This window comes from Streptomyces sp. NRRL S-337, from assembly GCF_000720175.1.
GTDB lineage: Bacteria > Actinomycetota > Actinomycetes > Streptomycetales > Streptomycetaceae > Streptomyces > Streptomyces siderophoricus.
Map to the genome: position 1 here is coordinate 59,847 of NZ_JOIX01000018.1, position 19,306 is coordinate 79,152.

The 19,306-nt window shown below is 71.9% G+C and carries 15 protein-coding genes; 9 read left to right on the forward strand and 6 right to left on the reverse strand.

The features are described 5' to 3' along the window. The first annotated feature begins 3 nt into the window (after positions 1-3). Both rnc and mutM read left to right on the forward strand, forming a co-directional pair. Positions 4-876, forward strand: coding sequence for a ribonuclease III (rnc, locus tag IG62_RS0115840; protein WP_078872025.1), 873 nt, complete (start codon positions 4-6; stop codon positions 874-876). 182 nt (positions 877-1,058) lie between these two features. Next, positions 1,059-1,985 carry a bifunctional DNA-formamidopyrimidine glycosylase/DNA-(apurinic or apyrimidinic site) lyase gene (gene mutM, locus IG62_RS0115845; RefSeq protein ID WP_030802393.1) on the forward strand — a complete coding sequence of 309 codons (927 nt, stop codon included), beginning with the start codon at positions 1,059-1,061 and terminating at the stop codon, positions 1,983-1,985. A gap of 48 nt (positions 1,986-2,033) precedes the next feature. Here mutM and IG62_RS0115850 read toward each other — a convergent pair whose 3' ends face one another. Then, positions 2,034-2,471, reverse strand: coding sequence for a winged helix-turn-helix transcriptional regulator (locus tag IG62_RS0115850; protein WP_234326549.1), 438 nt, complete (start codon positions 2,469-2,471; stop codon positions 2,034-2,036). 171 nt (positions 2,472-2,642) lie between these two features. Between IG62_RS0115850 and IG62_RS0115855 the strand changes: the two genes are divergently transcribed. After that, the gene (locus IG62_RS0115855; RefSeq protein ID WP_199812479.1) at positions 2,643-3,233 is read left to right on the forward strand and encodes a flavodoxin family protein; all 591 of its coding nucleotides are present in this window, start codon (positions 2,643-2,645) and stop codon (positions 3,231-3,233) included. 129 nt (positions 3,234-3,362) lie between these two features. Here IG62_RS0115855 and IG62_RS0115860 read toward each other — a convergent pair whose 3' ends face one another. Then, entirely contained in the window at positions 3,363-3,749 is a 387-nt protein-coding gene (locus tag IG62_RS0115860) for a hypothetical protein (RefSeq protein ID WP_030802399.1), read from the reverse strand. A 150-nt stretch (positions 3,750-3,899) separates the two neighbouring features. Continuing rightward, entirely contained in the window at positions 3,900-4,844 is a 945-nt protein-coding gene (locus IG62_RS0115865) for a CAP domain-containing protein (RefSeq protein ID WP_030802401.1), read from the reverse strand. A 131-nt stretch (positions 4,845-4,975) separates the two neighbouring features. Between IG62_RS0115865 and IG62_RS0115870 the strand changes: the two genes are divergently transcribed. The 4 genes from IG62_RS0115870 (at position 4,976) to IG62_RS0115885 (ending at position 11,513) form a co-directional block, all read left to right on the forward strand. Further along, a complete protein-coding gene (locus tag IG62_RS0115870) occupies positions 4,976-5,257 on the forward strand; it encodes an acylphosphatase (RefSeq protein ID WP_030802403.1) in 282 nt (93 codons plus the stop codon). 380 nt (positions 5,258-5,637) lie between these two features. Beyond that, positions 5,638-5,841: a hypothetical protein gene (locus IG62_RS0115875; protein WP_006602857.1), complete on the forward strand. Its 204-nt coding sequence runs from the start codon at positions 5,638-5,640 to the stop codon at positions 5,839-5,841. 415 nt (positions 5,842-6,256) lie between these two features. After that, positions 6,257-9,865 carry a chromosome segregation protein SMC gene (gene smc / locus IG62_RS0115880; protein WP_030802405.1) on the forward strand — a complete coding sequence of 1,203 codons (3,609 nt, stop codon included), beginning with the start codon at positions 6,257-6,259 and terminating at the stop codon, positions 9,863-9,865. A gap of 232 nt (positions 9,866-10,097) precedes the next feature. Then, positions 10,098-11,513 carry a sugar porter family MFS transporter gene (locus IG62_RS0115885; protein ID WP_030802407.1) on the forward strand — a complete coding sequence of 472 codons (1,416 nt, stop codon included), beginning with the start codon at positions 10,098-10,100 and terminating at the stop codon, positions 11,511-11,513. A 369-nt stretch (positions 11,514-11,882) separates the two neighbouring features. On the opposite strand, the gene IG62_RS0115890 is transcribed toward IG62_RS0115885, so the two are convergent. Continuing rightward, positions 11,883-13,022 (reverse strand): LLM class flavin-dependent oxidoreductase, encoded by a 1,140-nt coding sequence (locus IG62_RS0115890; protein WP_234326551.1) that lies wholly within the window; start codon positions 13,020-13,022, stop codon positions 11,883-11,885. Positions 13,023-13,131: 109 nt separating this feature from the next. After that, positions 13,132-14,619, reverse strand: coding sequence for a purine-cytosine permease family protein (locus IG62_RS0115895; RefSeq protein ID WP_030802410.1), 1,488 nt, complete (start codon positions 14,617-14,619; stop codon positions 13,132-13,134). A gap of 313 nt (positions 14,620-14,932) precedes the next feature. On the opposite strand from IG62_RS0115895, the gene ftsY reads away from it, so the two are divergent. After that, entirely contained in the window at positions 14,933-16,165 is a 1,233-nt protein-coding gene (gene ftsY / locus IG62_RS0115900) for a signal recognition particle-docking protein FtsY (RefSeq protein ID WP_030802412.1), read from the forward strand. Between the two features lie 123 nt (positions 16,166-16,288). On the opposite strand, the gene IG62_RS0115905 is transcribed toward ftsY, so the two are convergent. After that, complete coding sequence (locus IG62_RS0115905) at positions 16,289-16,963, reverse strand: bifunctional DNA primase/polymerase (protein WP_030802414.1); 675 nt, start codon at positions 16,961-16,963, stop codon at positions 16,289-16,291. Between the two features lie 511 nt (positions 16,964-17,474). Here IG62_RS0115905 and IG62_RS0115910 point away from each other — a divergent pair. After that, on the forward strand, positions 17,475-18,950 hold the full coding sequence (locus IG62_RS0115910) for a hypothetical protein (RefSeq protein ID WP_030802416.1): 1,476 nt from the start codon (positions 17,475-17,477) through the stop codon (positions 18,948-18,950). Positions 18,951-19,306 lie beyond the last annotated feature (356 nt).

The following is a 19,306-nucleotide window of genomic DNA, read 5'->3' on the forward strand; positions in this document are numbered from 1 at the left end:
CTGGTGACAGGCACTGTGTCTAGCCCCAAAAAGGCGGAAGACGCCCATTCGGCATCCCGCAAGCGCGGGGAGGAAACGACTCCGGCGGACACAGCCTCGTCCCACACGCTTCTGGAAGGGCGGCTCGGGTACCAGCTCGAGTCCGCCCTTCTGGTGCGTGCGCTGACGCACCGCTCGTTCGCATACGAGAACGGCGGTCTGCCCACCAACGAGCGGCTGGAGTTCCTCGGGGACTCGGTGCTCGGCCTGGTGGTCACGGACACGCTGTACCGCATCCACCCCGACCTGCCCGAAGGCCAGCTGGCCAAGTTGCGGGCCGCGGTGGTCAACTCGCGTGCGCTCGCCGAGGTGGGGCGCGGCCTCGACCTCGGTGCCTTCATCCGCCTCGGACGAGGTGAAGAGGGCACGGGCGGCCGGGACAAGGCCTCCATCCTCGCCGACACACTCGAAGCAGTGATCGGCGCGGTCTACCTCGACCAGGGTCTCGACGCGGCCGCCGAGCTGGTGCACCGGCTCTTCGACCCGCTGATCGAGAAGTCCTCCAGCCTGGGCGCGGGCCTCGACTGGAAGACCAGCCTCCAGGAACTCACCGCGACCGAGGGTCTCGGCGTCCCGGAGTACCTGGTCACCGAGACCGGCCCGGACCACGAGAAGACCTTTACTGCTGCCGCCCGCGTCGGTGGTGTCTCGTACGGCACCGGCACCGGCCGCAGCAAGAAGGAAGCCGAGCAGCAGGCGGCGGAGTCCGCGTGGCGCGCCATCCGCGCCGCGGCGGACGAGGCGGCCAAGGCGGCGGCCTCCGGCGACGTCGCGTCGCCGGGCCCGGACGGATCGGCTCCCACCACCGCCGACGACGGCTCGTCGTCGGCACACTGAAGCACCTCTTCTGACCCCGTCCGGGGCGACCGCGCGTCGCCCCGGACGGGGTCAGAAGTCTTTCCCACCTCTCCCGCCTTTCCCACCTCTCCCGCCTGGCGAAGCCGCTCCGACGAAACCTTCCGTCGGGTTCTTCCGCCCGAGCCCTTCCCACCCGTCGTCGTCGTTCCGAGGAGTCCGTCGTGCCCGAGCTGCCCGAGGTCGAGGTCGTCCGCCGCGGACTGGAGCGGTGGGTCGACGGCCGCACCATCGACGACGTCGAGGTGCGGCATCCGCGGGCGATCCGCCGGCACACGGCCGGGGCGGAGGACTTCGCGGCCCGCCTCACCGGGCTGCGCCTGGGGACCGCGCGCCGCCGCGGCAAGTACCTCTGGATCCCGGTGACCGGCGGTACCCCGGCCGGGCAGACCGCCGCCGAGGGCATCGCGCCGCGCGTCAACCCCGACGTGACCCACGGCCTGGCGATCCTCGCCCATCTCGGTATGAGCGGCCAACTGCTGGTCCAGCCGCACGACGCGCCGGACGAGAAGCACCTGCGCATCCGGCTGCGGTTCGCCGACGACCTGGGGACCGAACTCCGCTTCGTCGACCAGCGCACCTTCGGCGGCCTGTCGCTGCACGACACCGTGCCCGGCGACCCCGACCAGCTGCCCGACGTCATCGCGCACATCGCCCGCGACCCGCTCGACCCGGCCTTCGACGACGCCGCCTTCCACGACGCGCTGCGCCGCCGCCGGACCACCGTCAAGCGGGCGCTGCTCGACCAGACACTGATCAGCGGCGTCGGCAACATCTACGCCGACGAGGCGCTCTGGCGCAGCAAGCTGCACTACGACCGGCCGACCGCCACCTTCACCCGCCCGCGCACCGCCGAGCTCCTCGGGCACGTACGGGACGTGATGCGCGCCGCGCTGGCCGTCGGCGGGACCAGCTTCGACAGTCTCTACGTCAACGTCAACGGCGAGTCCGGTTACTTCGAGCGCTCGCTGGACGCCTACGGCCGCGAGGACGAGCCCTGCCGCCGCTGCGGTACGGCGATCCGCCGCCGGCCGTGGATGAACCGTTCCAGCTACTTCTGCCCGCGCTGCCAGCGGCCGCCGCGCCCCTGAACGGGTCCGCGGCGGGCCCTTCCCCCAAGGGCGGTCGAGGCCGGCGGCTCAGCGCGCGGCGTGCTCGGCGTCGTAACGCTCCCGTGCCACCAGCACCTGCGGCATCCGGTCCTCCACCAGGTCGATCAGCGCCCGGAGTTGGCGGGCGACCTGGTGCCCCAGCGGGGTCAGTGCATAGTCCACCCGCGGCGGGTTGGTCTGCTGCGCCTCGCGGTGCACCAGCCCGTCCCGCTCCAGCGCGTGCAGGGTCTGCGACAGCATCTTCTCGCTCACCCCGTCGACCCGGCGCCGCAGTTCGTTGAACCGGAACGTCCCGTCGAGCAGTGCGCCCAGCGTCAGGCTGCCCCAGCGGTCGGTGATGTGCTTGAGCGCGTCGCGGGAGGGGCAGTTGCGCGCGAACACGTCGTAGGCCAGATCGTCCGGACAGCCGCCGGTGGCCGCCTCGTTCGCCTGGTCCGCCTGGTCCGCGGTCTCGGTCGTCGCCATCCTCACACCATACTCCGCGATAGCGCTCACCGCTGGATAGCGCTATCTGACCAGCGGGCGCTATCTCAGAGGTTGCACTTTCGAAAAGTTAGTGCTTTTCTCGGTGCAGACGCCCCGGCGACCACCGCCCGGGGCACCGTCCTCCGAGGAGACCCCGTGACCACCCCTGCTCTGCCCGCGCCCGTCGTCTCGATCGCGTACCACTCCGGTTTCGGCCACACCGCCGTCCTCGCCGAGGCCGTCCGGGCCGGCGCCGCCGAGGCGGGCGCCACCGTCCACCTGATCAAGGTCGACGAGATCACCGAGGCCCAGTGGGAGCAGCTCGACGCCTCCGACGCGATCGTCTTCGGCTCGCCGACGTACATGGGCACCGCCTCCGGCGCGTTCCACGTCTTCGCCGAGGCGACGTCCGCGCGCTGGGCGACCCGCGCCTGGCAGGACAAGATCGCCGCGGGCTTCACCAACTCCGCCTCCAAGAGCGGCGACAAGCTGCACACCCTGCAGTTCTTCACGGTGCTCGCCGCCCAGCACGGCATGACCTGGGTCGGCCTCAACCTGCTCCCGGGCTGGAACTCCTCCACCGCCTCCGAGAACGACCTGAACCGGCTGGGCTTCTTCCTGGGTGCCGCCGCCCAGTCGAACAACGACCAGGGCCCCGAGGGCGTCCACAAGGCCGACGTCGCCACCGCCGAACACCTCGGCCGCCGGATCGCCGAGCAGGCCCGGGTCACCCTCGCGGGCCGCGCCGCGCTGTCCGTCTGACCGGCGCAAACGGGCTGTCCGCGGGCCCGGCACGGGCGCGGAGCCTCGACGCCCGCGCCGCCAGGGCCTCTGACCAGCACCTCGGTCAGAGGCCCTGCCCCGTTGCCGGCCCTTCCCCGGAACGTGCGTCTACCAGCCCTTCCCCCAGAACGGCTGCAGTACGGAGGCGACGCCCGACAGCACCGCGACGACGCCACCGACCGTCGCCAGGGCGGACGTCGCGTTGGGGAACAGCTCCCTCGCCAGCTGGCGCCACCGTTCCCGCACGACGACCAGCTTGAACTTCTGCCACTTGTGCTGCCGGAGATGACAGCCCATCAGCACGCCCTTGCTGTTGTTGCGGCACGTCCCCTCCCGCCCCGAGGCGCCACACCACGCCGGAACGCGGAAGAAGAAGTACACCGTGCTCAGCGCCGACAGGGTCAGCAGCACCCCCGGCCCGAACGCAGAGGTCAGCCAGGCCGCGATGAGCACCGCGAAGACCGCCCACCCCCAGTACTTCCCCAGTCCCTTCATGGGCGGCGAAGTTACCGGGGGCCTCGGTGGCGTATGCAGGGCGCAGGAACGGCGCACCAGTGCGCCCACCGGGAGCGCGGGGGCAGGTCAGGCGCGGCTCAGGCGCAGGTCAGCGGCCGGACATGTGCAGAAGGCCGGTCGTTGCGCGGGTCAGAAGCCGAAGTCCTGGGTCCACCACGGCCCGCCCGGGCCGAAGTGGGCACCGACGCCGAGGGTCTTGTACTCGCAGTTGAGGATGTTGGCGCGGTGGCCGGGGCTGTGCATCCAGGTGTCCATGACGGCCTGGGCGGTGGCCTGGCCGCGGGCGATGTTCTCACCGCCGAGGTCGCTGATGCCCTGGGCCTCGGCGCGGTCCCAGGGGGTGTGGCCGTCGGGGTCGGTGTGGTCGAAGAAGCCGCGGCGGGCCATGTCGTCGCTGAACCGTTGGGCGAGGGAGGCCAGTTCCGGGTCGGCGGTCACGGGGGAGCAGCCGGCCCGGGACCGCTCCTGGTTGACCAGGGCCAGCACCTGGGCCTCGGCCGACGACTCGCTGCCGGTGCCCTCGGAGGCGGACGCGGTGGGGCGCGGTGTCGCGGCCGCGGACGTGGCGGCCGACGGGTGGCCGGTGGGCGCGGCGGGGCCGGGTGAATCGGCCTTCCGGGTGGGGGATTTGGCGGGGCGGTGCGGCGAGGGGGAGGCCGTCGGGGTGGTGGGGCCGGTGGCACCGGGAACCGCGGCGCGGGCGCTGCCGCGGCTGGCCGGGAGGGTGGCGCGATCGGTGGGGGACACCGAGAGGGTCCCCTGCGGCGCGGTGGCCTCCGGCAGGGCTCCGGCCCGTACGCGCTCGCCGGGCCCGTCGCCCGTACCGCCGTCGAAGTGGCTGCCGCCCGGGATCAGTCCGGAGGCGACCGCCACGGCACCCATCGCCATCGCCGCGGAGGCGCCGAGCAGGCCGGTGCGCACCGGCGCCGCACCGCGGGCGCGTGCCGCACGGTGCGAGCGGCGCCGCGCGGGGCCGTCCGGTCCGGCGGCCGGCATCGTTGCCGTCGGGGCGTCAACAGACCGTGGGCCGGGGGCTGCCGGCATGGGATTCGCAAGACGTCGATGGCGGCCCATCCGGTGTCTTCCTTCCGTCCTCAGCGTCAACACGCTCACCCGTAAGGGTGAGTTTCGCTGTCGGGGGACTGTACGCCATGACGCATGGGGCCGAAGTGCCCGTTGAGCAATTGGCCGGTTAACGTGCACACATGGAAGAAGAGGTGCGCGTGACCGCATGGGTACGGGGGCGGGTGCAGGGTGTGGGGTTCCGCTGGTTCACTCGTGCGAACGCCCTGCGAATCGGTGAACTCAGCGGATTCGCGAGCAATCTCGGTGACGGCCGCGTCCAGGTGGTCGCCGAGGGCCCGAAGGACCGCTGCGATCGGTTGCTCGATTGGCTGCGGACCGGTGACACGCCCGGGCGAGTGGACGGAGTCACTGAGATATGGGCCACGCCGCGGGGCGGTTACGACGGCTTCGAGATCCGCTGATACCGGCCACCGGAACCGGCCGTGCGGCCGTTATCCGCGATCTTGGCGGTGCGTCTTCGTCAGCTGCTTACGGGAGATAAGCGCTGGTGGTTGCCAACTCGGCCGACCCGTGCAAGGCTGCCGCTGTACGGATGATCTCTACGCCCCCGCGGGACCTTTCTGGGGAGTCGGCGCAGCGCCCTCGCGGCCGCGCACTCTCAGGTGCCCGAGGATACGGGGCGTGATCGTGTTGACCGTCCAACCGTTTGGTGAGACTCTGGAATCCCCGCGCACCTTAGCTGTTTGGCATTGAGTACACCAGAGAATGACAAGCCGCGGGTGCGAATCCCTCACGACCCACACCGCTTCGGTCGGTCACTCATTGTGGAGGACCATCCATCATGGCAAAGGCGCTTCTCGGTTACGTCGGCGGCTCCGACCCCCGAGTCCTCTCCGAGATGCGACGGCTTCAGCAGCGCGTCCAAGACCTTGAATCCGAGCTGATCCGGATGCAGGCCGAAAACGACATGCTGTCCGCTGCCGCACGTCGCGACGACTCGATGCTCGACATCGACGTACCCCAGGCGGAGCCCGCGCTCACCTGACCCGACGAGGGCCGGTAGGGCTGCTTGCCAGCCGCTTGAGGCACCGCTCTCTTCAAGATCTGCAAGGGACGCTTCGGCGTCCCTTCGTCGTTTCCCGGCTCTTCGTCCGCCGTCCGGCACTTCTTGGGTGCCCGCGTCCGGCACTTCCTGTGTGCCCGGTCTCGTGGGCCCGGCACTTCTCGTGATGGATACCGTCCGCGATCAATGCGGCCTGTGATCAATGCGGCCTGTGATCGATACGGCCGATCCGGCCGGGCCGCCCCTCCCTTACCGCATGATGTGCCCTTCGCTTTCCGCGGTGAAACCGAAATGAACGGCGCGGTATCTGCAGGTGCCGGGGCCCGTACCGGGGGCGGGGGCCGGCGGCGGAATGTTGGGGTGGTCCGTCAAGGGGCGGCCGGTAGAGTCCAACGGCGTGCACCTCAAGAGTCTGACCCTGCGAGGCTTCAAGTCCTTCGCCTCCGCCACGACGCTCCGGTTCGAACCGGGAATCACCTGTGTCGTGGGCCCCAATGGTTCCGGCAAGTCCAATGTCGTGGACGCGCTGTCCTGGGTCATGGGTGAGCAGGGCGCGAAGTCGCTGCGCGGCGGGAAGATGGAGGACGTCATCTTCGCCGGGACGACCGGGCGGCCGCCGCTCGGCCGGGCCGAGGTCTCACTCACCATCGACAACTCCGACGGTGCACTGCCGATCGAGTACGCCGAAGTCACCCTCACCCGGATCATGTTCCGCAATGGCGGAAGCGAGTACCAGATCAACGGGGACACCTGCCGGCTGCTCGATATCCAGGAATTGCTCTCCGATTCCGGTATCGGCCGGGAGATGCACGTCATCGTCGGACAGGGCCAGCTCGATTCCGTTCTGCACGCCGATCCGATGGGCCGCCGGGCCTTCATCGAGGAGGCGGCCGGCGTCCTCAAGCACCGCAAGCGCAAGGAAAAGGCGCTGCGGAAGCTGGAGGCGATGAAGGCCAATCTCGCCCGCATCCAGGACCTGACCGACGAGCTGCGGCGGCAGCTCAAACCGCTCGGGCGGCAGGCCGCGGTCGCCCGGCGCGCCGCCGTCATCCAGGCCGACCTGCGGGACGCCCGGCTGCGGCTGCTCGCCGACGACCTCGTCACGCAGCGTGCCGCGCTACAGGCGGAGATCGCCGACGAGGCGGCGCTCAAGGAGCGCAAGCAGGCCGCCGAGGAGCGGCTGCGCACCGCCCAGCGCCGGGAGGCGGCCCTGGAGGAGGAGGTCGCAGCGCTCACCCCGCGGGTGCAGCGCGCCCAGCAGACCTGGTACGAGCTGTCGCAGCTCGCCGAGCGGGTGCGCGGCACCATCTCGCTGGCCGAGGCGCGGGTCAAGAGCGCCACGGCGGCCCCGCCCGAGGAGCGGACCGGGCGCGACCCGGACGACATGGAGCGGGAGGCGGCCCGGATCCGCGAGCAGGAGGCGGAGTTGGCGGCCGCGCTGGAGGCGGCGACCCGGGCGCTGGAGGACACCGTCGAACACCGTGCCGCGCTGGAGCGGCAGTTGGCGGACGAGGAACGGCGGCTGCGGGACCTGGCCCGGGCCATCGCGGACCGCCGTGAGGGCCTGGCCCGGCTCAGCGGCCAGGTCACCGCGGCCCGCGGACGGGCCGCCTCGGCCCAGGCGGAGATCGGCCGGCTCGCCGAGGCCAGGGACGACGCCCGGCAGCGGGCGGCCGTGGCCCAGGAGGAGTACGAGCAGCTCAAGGCCGAGGTCGAGGGGCTGGACGCGGACGACGAGGAGAGCGCGGCCCGGCACGACGCCGCGCGCCGGGAGCTGGCCGAGGCGGACGCCGCACTGACCGCCGCCCGGGAGGCGCTGACCGCGGCCGAGCGCAAGCGCGCGGCGACCGCCGCCCGGCACGACGCGCTCGCCCTCGGGCTGCGCCGCAAGGACGGCACCGGCGCCCTGCTCGCCGCGTCCGAGCAGCTCAGCGGGGTGCTCGGACCGGCCGCCGAGCTGCTGACCGTCACGCCCGGCTTCGAGGTCCCGGTGGCCGCCGCGCTCGGTGCGGCGGCGGACGCGGTCGCGGTCAGCGACCCGGCCACCGCCGCCGACGCCATCCGGCTGCTGCGCAAGCAGGACGCCGGGCGGGCGGCGATGGTGCTGGGGACCGGCGGAACGGGCACGGTGCCGGCGCAGGGCGGGCCGGGGGACGCCGCCGCGGCCGCCGTGCACCGGGTGCCCGGACCGCGTGCGGAGCCCGTACCGGCCGGTCAACTGGTGCAGGGACCGGCGGAGTTGACGGCCGCGGTGGCCCGGCTGCTGCGGGACGTCGTGGTGGTCGGGACGCTGGAGGACGCCGAGGACCTGGTGGCCGCGCGGCCGGAGCTGCTGGCCGTGACCGGTGAGGGCGATCTGCTCGGGGCGCACTTCGCGCACGGCGGCTCGGCCGGTGCGCCGAGCCTGCTGGAGGTTCAGGCCTCCGTCGACGAGGCGGCCGCCGAGCTGGAGGCGCTGGCGGAGCGCTGTGAGCGGCTGGCCGAGGAGCAGCGGGCCGCGGAGGCGCGACGGGTGGAGTGCGCCGCGCTGGTCGAGGAGCTGGCCGAGCGGCGGCGGGCCGCGGACCGGGAGAAGTCCAAGGTCGCCGGGGACCTGGGGCGGCTCGGCGGGCAGGCCCGGGCGGCCGCCGGCGAGGCCGAGCGGGCCGCCGCGGCGGCCGCCCGCGCGCAGGAGGCGCTGGTCCGGGCCACCGAGGAGGCCGAGGAGCTGGCCGAGCGGCTGGCGGTGGCCGAGGAGGAGCCGGGAGTCGGCGACGAGGAGCCCGACACCTCCGTACGGGACCGGCTGGCGGCGGACGGCGCCAACGCCCGGCAGACGGAGATGGAGGCCCGGCTCCAGGCGCGTACGCACGAGGAGCGGGTCAAGGCGCTGGCCGGGCGGGCGGACGCGCTGGACCGGGGGGCGCGCGCGGAACGGGAGGCGCGGGCGCGGGCCGAGCGGCGGCGCGCCCGGCTGCGGCACGAGGCGGCCGTGGCCGGGGCGGTGGCGTCCGGGGCGCGGCAGCTGCTGGCGCACGTCGAGGTGTCGGTGGTCAGGGCCGACGAGGAGCGGGCCGCCGCGGAACGGGCCAAGGCCGAGCGGGAACAGGCGCTGGTGGCCGAGCGGAACACGGCCCGGGACCTGAAGTCCGAGCTGGACAAGCTGACGGACTCGGTGCACCGGGGCGAGGTGCTCGGTGCCGAGAAGCGGCTGCGGATCGAGCAGCTGGAGAGCCGGGCCCTGGAGGAGCTGGGGGTGGAGCCGGCCGCGCTGCTGTCCGAGTACGGCCCGGACCAGCCGGTGCCGCCGTCGCCGCCGGCGGAGGGCGAGACGCTGCCGGACGACCCGGAGCATCCCCGTAACCAGCCGGTGCCCTATGTGCGGGCCGAGCAGGAGAAGCGGCTGCGGGCGGCCGAGCGGGCGTATCAGCAGCTCGGGAAGGTGAACCCGCTCGCCCTGGAGGAGTTCGCGGCGCTGGAGGAGCGCCACCAGTTCCTCAGCGAGCAGCTTGAAGACTTGAAGAAGACCCGGGCCGACCTGTTGCGGGTGGTCAAGGAGGTCGACGAGCGGGTGGAGCAGGTCTTCACCGAGGCGTACCACGACACCGCGCGGGAATTCGAGGGCGTCTTCGCGCGGCTCTTCCCCGGGGGCGAGGGGCGGCTGGTGCTCACCGACCCGGACGACATGCTGGCGACCGGCGTGGACGTCGAGGCCCGGCCGCCTGGCAAGAAGGTCAAGCGGCTGTCGCTGCTGTCGGGCGGCGAGCGGTCGCTGACCGCGGTGGCCCTGCTGGTGTCGATCTTCAAGGCGCGGCCCAGCCCGTTCTACGTCATGGACGAGGTCGAGGCGGCACTGGACGACACCAATCTCCAGCGGCTGATCCGGATCATGGAGGAGCTGCAGGAGAGCTCCCAGCTCATCGTGATCACGCATCAGAAGCGCACGATGGAGGTCGCGGACGCCCTGTACGGGGTATCCATGCAGGGGGACGGCGTCTCGAAGGTCATCAGCCAGCGGCTGCACTGATCGCAGCGCGTGTCCGACGTGGCATCAGTTCTTGATCAATTCACAAGTTGAATGAACCGTCCCACAAACCGCAGGGAAACAAATCCATCTCGGCCTATTGACTTCGAAACTTGAAGGCATAGTCTCTGCAACGTTGCTTTTACCTTCAAGTGGTGGGTACCCCCAACCTATGCACCACTAGAAGTGCCAGCCCCCTACGCCCGGCAGCGCAGCCGGGCCACTGGAGTTCACGTTGACCAGCACCGCGCAGCCGACGGTTCCGGAAGGCCGTAAGGCCCACCCCGAACACCTCGGCCATGTCATCTTCATCACCGCGGCTGCCGCGATGGGCGGCTTTCTCTTCGGCTACGACAGCTCGGTGATCAACGGCGCCGTCGAGGCGATCCGCAGCCGTTACGACGTCGGGTCGGCCGTCCTGGCCCAGGTGATCGCCGTCGCCCTGATCGGCTGCGCCATCGGAGCCGCCACGGCCGGCCGGATCGCCGACCGGATAGGACGCATCCGGGTGATGCAGATCGCCTCGGTGCTGTTCACGGTCAGCGCCGTGGGTTCCGCCCTGCCGTTCGCGCTGTGGGACCTCGCCCTCTGGCGGATCATCGGCGGCTTCGCGATCGGTATGGCCTCGGTCATCGGCCCGGCCTACATCGCCGAGGTCTCGCCGCCCGCCTACCGCGGCCGCCTCGGCTCCTTCCAGCAGGCCGCCATCGTCATCGGCATCGCCGTCTCCCAGCTCGTCAACTTCGGCATCCTCAACCTCGCCGACGGCAAGCAGCGCGGCACCATCGCCGGCCTGGAGGCCTGGCAGTGGATGCTCGGCGTGATGGTCATCCCGGCCGTCCTCTACGGCCTGCTGTCCTTCGCGATCCCCGAGTCGCCGCGCTACCTGATCTCCATCGGCAAGACGACCCGGGCCAAGGAGGTGCTGGCCGAGGTCGAGGGCCACACCGTCAACCTCGACACCCGGCTCGCCGAGATCCAGGAAGCGATGCGCCGCGAGCACAAGTCGAGCTTCAAGGACCTGCTCGGCAAGGTGGGCTTCCTGCCGATCGTCTGGGTCGGCATCGGCCTCTCGGTCTTCCAGCAGCTGGTCGGCATCAACGTGGCGTTCTACTACTCCTCGACGCTGTGGCAGTCCGTCGGCATCAACCCCGAGAGCTCGTTCTTCTACAGCTTCACCACGTCGATCATCAACATCATCGGCACCGTGATCGCGATGATCTTCGTCGACCGGATCGGCCGCCGCCCGCTGGCCCTGATCGGCTCGGTCGGTATGGCCGTCTCGCTCGGCCTGGAGGCCTGGGCCTTCTCCGCCAAGACCGCGGCCGGCACCCTGCCGACCACCGAAGGCACCGTGGCCCTGATCGCCGCCCACGTCTTCGTGCTCTTCTTCGCCCTCTCCTGGGGCGTGGTGGTCTGGGTCTTCCTCGGCGAGATGTTCCCGAACAAGATCCGCGCCGCCGCACTGGGCGTCGCCGCCTCCGCGCAGTGGATCGCCAACTGGGCCATCACGGCCAGCTTCCCGAGTCTGTCCGACTGGAACCTCTCGGGCACCTACGTGATCTACATGTTCTTCGCCCTGCTCTCGATCCCCTTCGTGCTCAAGTTCGTGAAGGAGACGAAGGGCAAGGCGTTGGAGGAGATGGGCTAACCCCCCCGCCAGCCCACTCCTCAGTGCAAGCTGTTGCCCCGGACCGACAGGCGGTCCGGGGCATCAGCTTTTCCGTTCCCCGGCCGCTCCGCCGGTCGTGCCTGCGGGGCCACAACCGGACACGCGAGCAGAGCTATTCCCGCTGACCAGCGACGTCAGGTGTACGCGGTACGACGCGCGCCCCCACGCGCCCGCACACTCCCCCAACGGGAGGGGACGGGCCGGAGGGGCCTTGTTCGTGGACGTAAAGCGTCAGCAGTCCACGAACAAGGCCCCGGAGGTCCGTCACGCCACGCGGGAGGCCCCGCAAAGCGCAGCGCCCCGTGGCGGGAAAGACAGGTACGTGCGGGGGCGCCCCGCGGCGTGGGATCAAAGCCGCGTCAGCACCCGTTCCGCGAAGAGGTGAAGGGAGCGCCAGCCCTCGTCCACCGGCATGCCGCCGCACAGGGGGTGGAGGATCAACGAGCCCTGGGTGCCAGCCTGTTGGGCCAGGGTGAGGCACTCGTCCGGGGTGAGGATGCGGTAGACGCCCTCCTTGCGGAGCGTCTCCGTGTCCGTCGCCGCCGAACGCACCGCGGACCGGATGCCCGCGGACTGCCAGGAGGCGTAGGTCCGCGCCTCGTGCAGCAGATGGCCGCCGTACTCGGCCCAGGTGCGGTCCGGGTCCTCGGAGACGTGCAGCAGGCAGGTCCGCTCGGGGGGCTGCAGCACCCAGCCCTCGGTGCCGTGGACGGCGCGCTGCTCGTGGTAGTACGCCTCCAGCCCGGGCAGGCGGGCGCTGGGGAAGAAGGGCAGGCCCAGCCGGGCGGCGCGCCGGGCCGCGGCCCGTGAGCTGCCGCCGATCAGCAGCAGCGGGTGCGGCCGGGTGAACGGGCGCGGGGTGACCCGGACCGTACGCCCGCGGTAGCTGAACGGTTCGCCGGTCCAGGCGGACAGCAGGGTGCCGAGCACCTCGTCCTGGAGCGCGCCGCGGCCGGCCCAGTCCTTGCCGTGCGCCGCGTACTCCTCGGGCCGGTAGCCGATGCCCGCGACGGTGACCAGCCGGCCGCCGCTGAGCAGGTCGAGCGAGGCGAGGTCCTCGGCGAGGCGGAGCGGGTCGTGCAGCGGGGTGATCAGCGCGGAGACCGTCACCCCGATCCGGCGGGTGGCTCCGAAGACGGCGCCCGCGAAGGTGAGCGGCGAGGGCATCCAGCCGTTGCCGGTGGCGTGGTGCTCCTCGGTCTGGATCATGGTGATGCCGCGGTCGTCCGCGAAGGCGGCCATCTCGACGGCGGCCCGGTAGCGGGCGGCGAGCGAGGCGGCGGTGGGTGCCGGGTCGACGAGGTTGACGCGCAGGACCGTGACGGGCCGGGCGGGCGGTGCGGTCGGGGCGGACCGGACACCGGGTGCGGCACCGGGCGCGGTCTCCGACGTGGCGCCGGACGTGGCGCCGGACGTGGCGCCGGGCGTGGTGTCGGACATGGCGCCGGGCGTGGCGCCGGGCGTGGCGTCGGACAGGGCAGCGGACATGGCAACGTCCCCTTCGCCAAGGACGGTTGGCGAAGGGGACGTTAGCTGACGTGGCGTCAGGTCGCCAGGGGGCGGGAGCGTTGCCGCGGTCCGCCGTGAGGCCGGCGGCTCAGCCCACCTCGACCCGCTGCCGGGACTCGGCCGGTGCTTCGGCGCCGGACGCCGGGACGGACTCCTTCGCCGCCGGGAGGACCGCGAAGACCACCGCGGCGATCGCGATCGTGGCCGCCCAGCCCAGGCCGTTCTCGCCGATCCAGGTCGTCGCCAGCGGGCCGGCGAACCACTGGACCTTGGTGAAGCACAGGCCCGCGGCCAGTGCCACCGCCCAGGCGGTCATGGCCTGCCAGCAGAAGCCGCCGGCGTACCAGTAGCGGCTGGTGCGGCCGGTGTCCATCAGGCCGGCGGAGTCGTAGCGCACCGCGAGCTTGCGGCGGCGGAACATGTCGACGCCGTAGACGCCGATCCAGGCGGAGAAGGAGACCGCGAGCAGCGTCAGGAAGGCGATGAACTGCCCGATGAAGTCCTTGGCCACCAGCATCATGAACAGGCCGCCGATCAGGCTGATCGCGGCGTTGATGCTGACCGCCAGGGCGCGCGGCAGCTTGACGCCCATGGTCTGCGCGGTGAAGCCGGCCGAGTACATCGACAGGCTGTTGATCAGCATCATGCCGATCAGTGCGGTGATCAGGTACGGAATCGCGATGGCCTGCGGCAGGACCTGGCCGAGGAAGGACATCGGGTCGGTGTTCTGGCTGGCCAGTTCCGGGTTGGAGACCGCCATCACGCCGCCCATGAGGACCATCGGGATCAGCACCAGCGCCGCGCCGGAGATGGTCGTGCCGACGATCTTCTTGCCGGAGGCGGAGTGCGGGAGGTAGCGCGCGAAGTCCGGGCCGGTGGGGACCCAGCTGATGCCGCCGGCGGCGATGGTGCCGATGCCCGCGATCATCAGGGTGGTCGAGCCCGGCGACTTGTGCAGGATCGAGCTCCACGGCGCGGTGGCGACCAGGTAGACCAGCACGACCACGCTGATCGCGCTGAACAGGTACGTCGAGTACTTGTTGCACACGTTCAGCGCCTTGCGGCCCATACCGCTCACCAGGAACGTACAGGCGACGAAGGCCAGCAGGGTCACGACGACCAGGACGTTGTTGGCCTCGATGCCGAAGACCAGGTGCAGCACGGTCAGGATGGCGTACGCGCCGGTGACCGCGTTGATCGTCTCCCAGCCGAAGCGGGCGACCCACAGGATCGCGCCCGGGAAGTAGTTGCCCCGCACGCCGAAGGCGGCCCGCGAGAGCATCGCGCCCGGGGCGCCGCCCCACTTGCCGGACACCGACAGCAGCCCGACCATGCCGAACGAGACGGCGGAGGCGATCGCGGCGACGATCAGCACCTGCCAGAAGTTCAGGCTGTTGTTGATCACCAGCGAGGCCCCCATGGTGAGCAACAACACGCTGATGTTGGCGGCGACCCAGGTCGGGAACAGCTCGCGGACGCGTCCGCGGCGCTCGTGATCCGGGACGGGCTCGATGCCGCGGGTCTCGACGGCGCCTTCGGTTTCGGGACGGGACGTGGACGTGGTGCTGGTGCCCATAGGTGCAGCTATCTCCGTGCGGGGATCTGGGGGGCACCCCCGGGGGAGGAGGTGCAGGCAGCGGCTGTGGTGCCTGGCCAGAGTGTGTGGTTGCCAGGACTCTACGCGCGTTGCGCGGCCGTCCACCATCGTACTTTGATCCAACTTCTGCCATTCTGCACCGTTGGATCCCTCGACGACGACGAGTGTCACCCACACTCGTCGAAGGGTCCAGTCGGACCCTGCCGACCAGCCTCCGAGCCCGTCCGGGCGGGAGCCGGGATGCGGCGCGTGAGGCCCCCGCCGACGGGGCGTGGCTGATACTGGAGGGGTTATGGAATACGTCATCCTTGCTGTAGTCATCGCCGTGGTCGTGCTCGGCGCGATCAGCGGGCTCGTCGTCAGTGGCCGCAAGAAGAAGCAGCTGCCGCCGCCCCCGCCGGCCACCCCCCAGCCCTCCGTCACCGCGCCCCCCGCCGAACCGCACGTCGGCGAGGAGGCCGAAGCCCCCAGCGACGAAGAACGTCGCACCGTCGAGGACGTCACGCTGCCCACCGCCGAGGCCCCCGCGGCCGAGGCACCGGCCGCGGAGCCCGAGGCGCCCGCCGCGCCCCCCGTCGAGGTCCCCGAGCCCACCGCAGGCCGGCTGGTCCGGCTGCGCGCCCGGCTCTCCCGCTCGCAGAACACCCTCGGCAAGGGCCTGCTGAACCTGCTCTCCCGCGAGCACCTCGACGAGGACACCTGGGAGGAGGTCGAGGACATCCTCCTCACCGCCGACGTCGGCGTCGCCCCCACCCAGGAGCTCGTTGAGCGGCTGCGTGAGCGGGTCAAGGTCCTCGGCACCCGCACCCCCGACGACCTGCGCGAGCTCCTCCGCGAGGAACTGCTCGCGCTGATCGGCCCGGACCTCGACCGGACCGTCCACACCGCCAACGGCATCGGCAACGGCGGCGACGAGATCCCCGGCGTCGTGATGGTCGTCGGCGTCAACGGCACCGGCAAGACCACCACCACCGGCAAGCTCGCCCGCGTCCTGGTCGCCGACGGCAAGTCCGTCGTCCTCGGCGCCGCCGACACCTTCCGCGCCGCCGCCGCCGACCAGCTGCAGACCTGGGGCGAGCGGGTCGGCGCCCGTACGGTCCGCGGCCCCGAGGCCGGCGACCCGGCCTCCGTCGCCTACGACGCGGTCAAGGAAGGCATCGCCGAAGCCGCCGACGTCGTCCTGATCGACACCGCCGGCCGGCTGCACACCAAGACCGGCCTGATGGACGAGCTCGGCAAGGTCAAGCGGGTCGTCGAGAAGCACGGCCCGGTCGGCGAGGTGCTGCTCGTCCTGGACGCCACCACCGGCCAGAACGGCCTGGTCCAGGCCCGGGTCTTCGCCGAGGTCGTGGACATCACCGGCGTGGTCCTCACCAAGCTCGACGGCACCGCCAAGGGCGGCATCATCGTCGCCGTCCAGCGCGAGCTGGGCGTGCCGGTCAAGCTGGTCGGCCTGGGCGAGGGCGCGGACGACCTGGCGCCGTTCGAGCCGAAGGCGTTCGTGGATGCGCTTATCGGCGACTAGCGCGCCCGTCCGTGCGGACCTCGCAGCGCCCCGGTACGCGGGCCCGGCTCCACGGCCGGCCGCACCGGGGCGCTCCGCATGTCCGGCCCGCACCTCATGCCGCCGCGCGCCGGCCGCCGCGGCTCAGCCGTACAGCGGCGCGCGGTGGCACACATAGGCCAGCGTCCCCAGCACCAGGCGGGCCTGCGGGGGACGGCCCGCGGTCTCCAGGGCCGGCGGGCGCAGCCAGCGCATCGGGCCCAGCCCGCCGTGGTCGGACGGCGGCGCGGTGACATGGGTCCCGGGGCCGAGTGCCCGCAGATCGAGCGCGGCGTCGTCCCAGCCCGTCCGGTACAGCAGATCCGGGAGCTCGGCGGCCGCACCCGGGGCGACGAAGAACAGCGCCCGGCCGGTCGGGGCCAGCGCGACGGGGCCGAGCGGCAGCCCCATCCGCTCCAGCCGCGCCAGCGCGTGGCGGCCCGCGGCCTCCGGTACGTCGAGCACGTCGAAGGACCGGCCCACTGGTAACAGGACCGCTGCCCCCGGGGTCTCCGCCCAGGTGGCGGCGGCCTTCTCCAGCGTGGCCCCGGCCGCCAGCTCCCCGGCGAACTCCAGCGGATGGGCGCCGGGCGCGGGGCAGTCGGGTGCGCCGCACGAACAGTCCGGACGGCCGCCGGCGGTGCGGGCCGCCCGGGCACCGGGGACGACGTCCCAGCCCCACAGCCCGGTGTACTCCGCCACCGCCGTGACCTCGGTCGAGCGGGCGCGGCGCCGGGAGACGGAACGCCTTTCCCGGATACCGCCGATCGTGAAGCCCATACCCCCTCCAACGGGTGGTGCCTGGCAGTGGTTACGAGTCGGTGGGTTGACGACGGGCGCCCTGCACGCTCCGTCCACGGCCCGCGGGGCCGGTGGTGTGTCGTGGTGCGCCGGGTGGTGCGCAGTGCCGCGGGAGCCGCTGCGTGCTTCGTTCCGCCCGGACGTGCTCGACCTGTGTCAAGTCAATCGCGAGAGCAGCGCCCGGAGTTCATTCGAAGGGGTGGCGAATGGTGGCGTTTCCGCGATCGCCCTCGCGGGGGGCGTGATCGTAGGATTACTTTCAGTGTCTGAACCCCGGAGGGGCATCGTTCGCACGGGTATGCCGGTGGCAACGCACCGGTCGAGCACAGGCCAAAAGGTGTGGCCGGAATCCGTGATCGGGTAGATGTACCCCGGACAGGCGTCGCAACGACCCGCCGCCTGTGGGTGGTTCGCATGACGGCACCAGGCAGCGGGCAACACGGCAAGCACGCACCAGGCACCAAGCAGCAATCGGGATGGGGGCTTCTCAGTGGGCGGCAATGGCGGCACGGGCGGCACCGACGCCGTCAAGAAGCCCAACGCGCAGTTGGGTTCGTGGTTCATGCGCAGCGGCTGGTCCAAGGGCGAGCTGGCCCGCCAGGTCAACCGCCGCGCGCGGCAGATGGGCGCACACCACATCAGCACCGACACCTCCCGGGTGCGCCGGTGGCTCGACGGCGAGCAGCCGCGCGAGCCCATCCCCCGGATCCTGTCCGAGCTGTTCTCCGAGCGCTTCGGCTGCGTCGTCGGCATCGAGGAGCTGGGCCTGCGCTCCGCGCACCAGTCCCCGTCCGTCTCCGGTGTGGACCTCCCCTGGGCCGGGACCCAAACGGTCAATCTCATCAGCGAGTTCTCCCGCAGCGACCTGATGCTCGCCCGCCGAGGCTTCCTCGGCACCTCGCTCATGCTCGCCGCCGGCCCCAGCCTCATCGAGCCGATGCAGCGCTGGCTGGTGCCGGTCCCGGCGTCCCCGGGCGGCGCCGACCCGCAGCACGACCGCGCCCGGCGGCCGGTCCGGCTCTCCAAGCCCGAGCTGGACCTGCTGGAGTCGACGACCGCGATGTTCCGCCAGTGGGACGCCCAGTGCGGCGGCGGACTGCGGCGCAAGGCCGTCGTCGGCCAGCTCCACGAGGTCACCGACCTCCTCCAGGAGACGCACCCGGAGCCGGTCACCAAGCGGCTCTTCAAGGTCGCCGCCGAGCTCGCCGAGCTGGCCGGCTGGATGAGCTACGACATCGGGCTGCAGCCGACCGCGCAGAAGTACTTCGTGCTGGCGCTGCACGCCGCGAAGGAGGCCGGCGACCGCCCGCTGGGCTCGTACATCCTCTCCAGCATGAGCCGCCAGATGATCCATCTCGGCCGGCCCGACGACGCCCTGGAGCTCATCCACCTCGCCCAGTACGGCAGCCGGGAGACCGCCACCCCGCGCACCCAGGCCATGTTGTATGCGATGGAGGCCCGCGCCTACGCCGGGATGGGCCAGCCCAGCAAGGTCAAGCGGGCCGTGCGGATGGCCGAGGACACCTTTTCCGACATCACCCCCGGCGAGCCCGAGCCGGACTGGATCCGGTTCTTCTCCGAGGCCGAGCTGAACGCCGAGAACGCCCACTCCTACCGCGACCTGGCCTACGTCGCCGGCCGCAGCCCCACGTACGCCTCGCTCGCCGAGCCCGTCATGGAGCGGGCCGTGGAGCTGTTCGCCAAGGACCCCGAGCACCAGCGGTCCTACGCGCTCAACCTCATCGGGATGGCGACCGTACGGCTGCTGCAGAAGGAGCCGGTGGCCTGCGCGGAGATGGCGCAGAAGGCCATCCCGTTCGCCCGGCAGGTCCGCTCCGAGCGGGTCAACACCCGGCTGCGGAAGACCGTGGACACCGCCGCCCGGGAATTCGGCGGGGTCGCCGAGATCATCCGGCTCAGCGACGACCTCGCCCGCTCCCTCCCGGAAACCGCGGAGGCCGTCTGACCGGCCCCGCCCCCAGGACACCGGCCGCGGCCGCCGCCCCGTACACCCCGACTCGGCTCCCCCCTGCCAGGTCATGCGGGCGGCGGACCGCGGCCGGGTTTGCTTGTGCGCCAAGCCGGCGCCGCTCCCGCGGAGGCGGTGGCGCGCGGTGGGGCGTGCTCGGGGGAGGGCTGTGGTGCGTGGCGCGTTTCTTACGGCTGAACGGGTGAATGCGGGGCCGGTCGCGGAGTTCACCGGGGCGTAACACTGCGGCGGTGTTCGTCACTGCGGTGAAACACCGGCAAGGTTTGGCCGAAACCACCCTGCGACAACCTCATCGCGAAGTCGGCCCACCAGAAACACGCCCGCACGGGCCG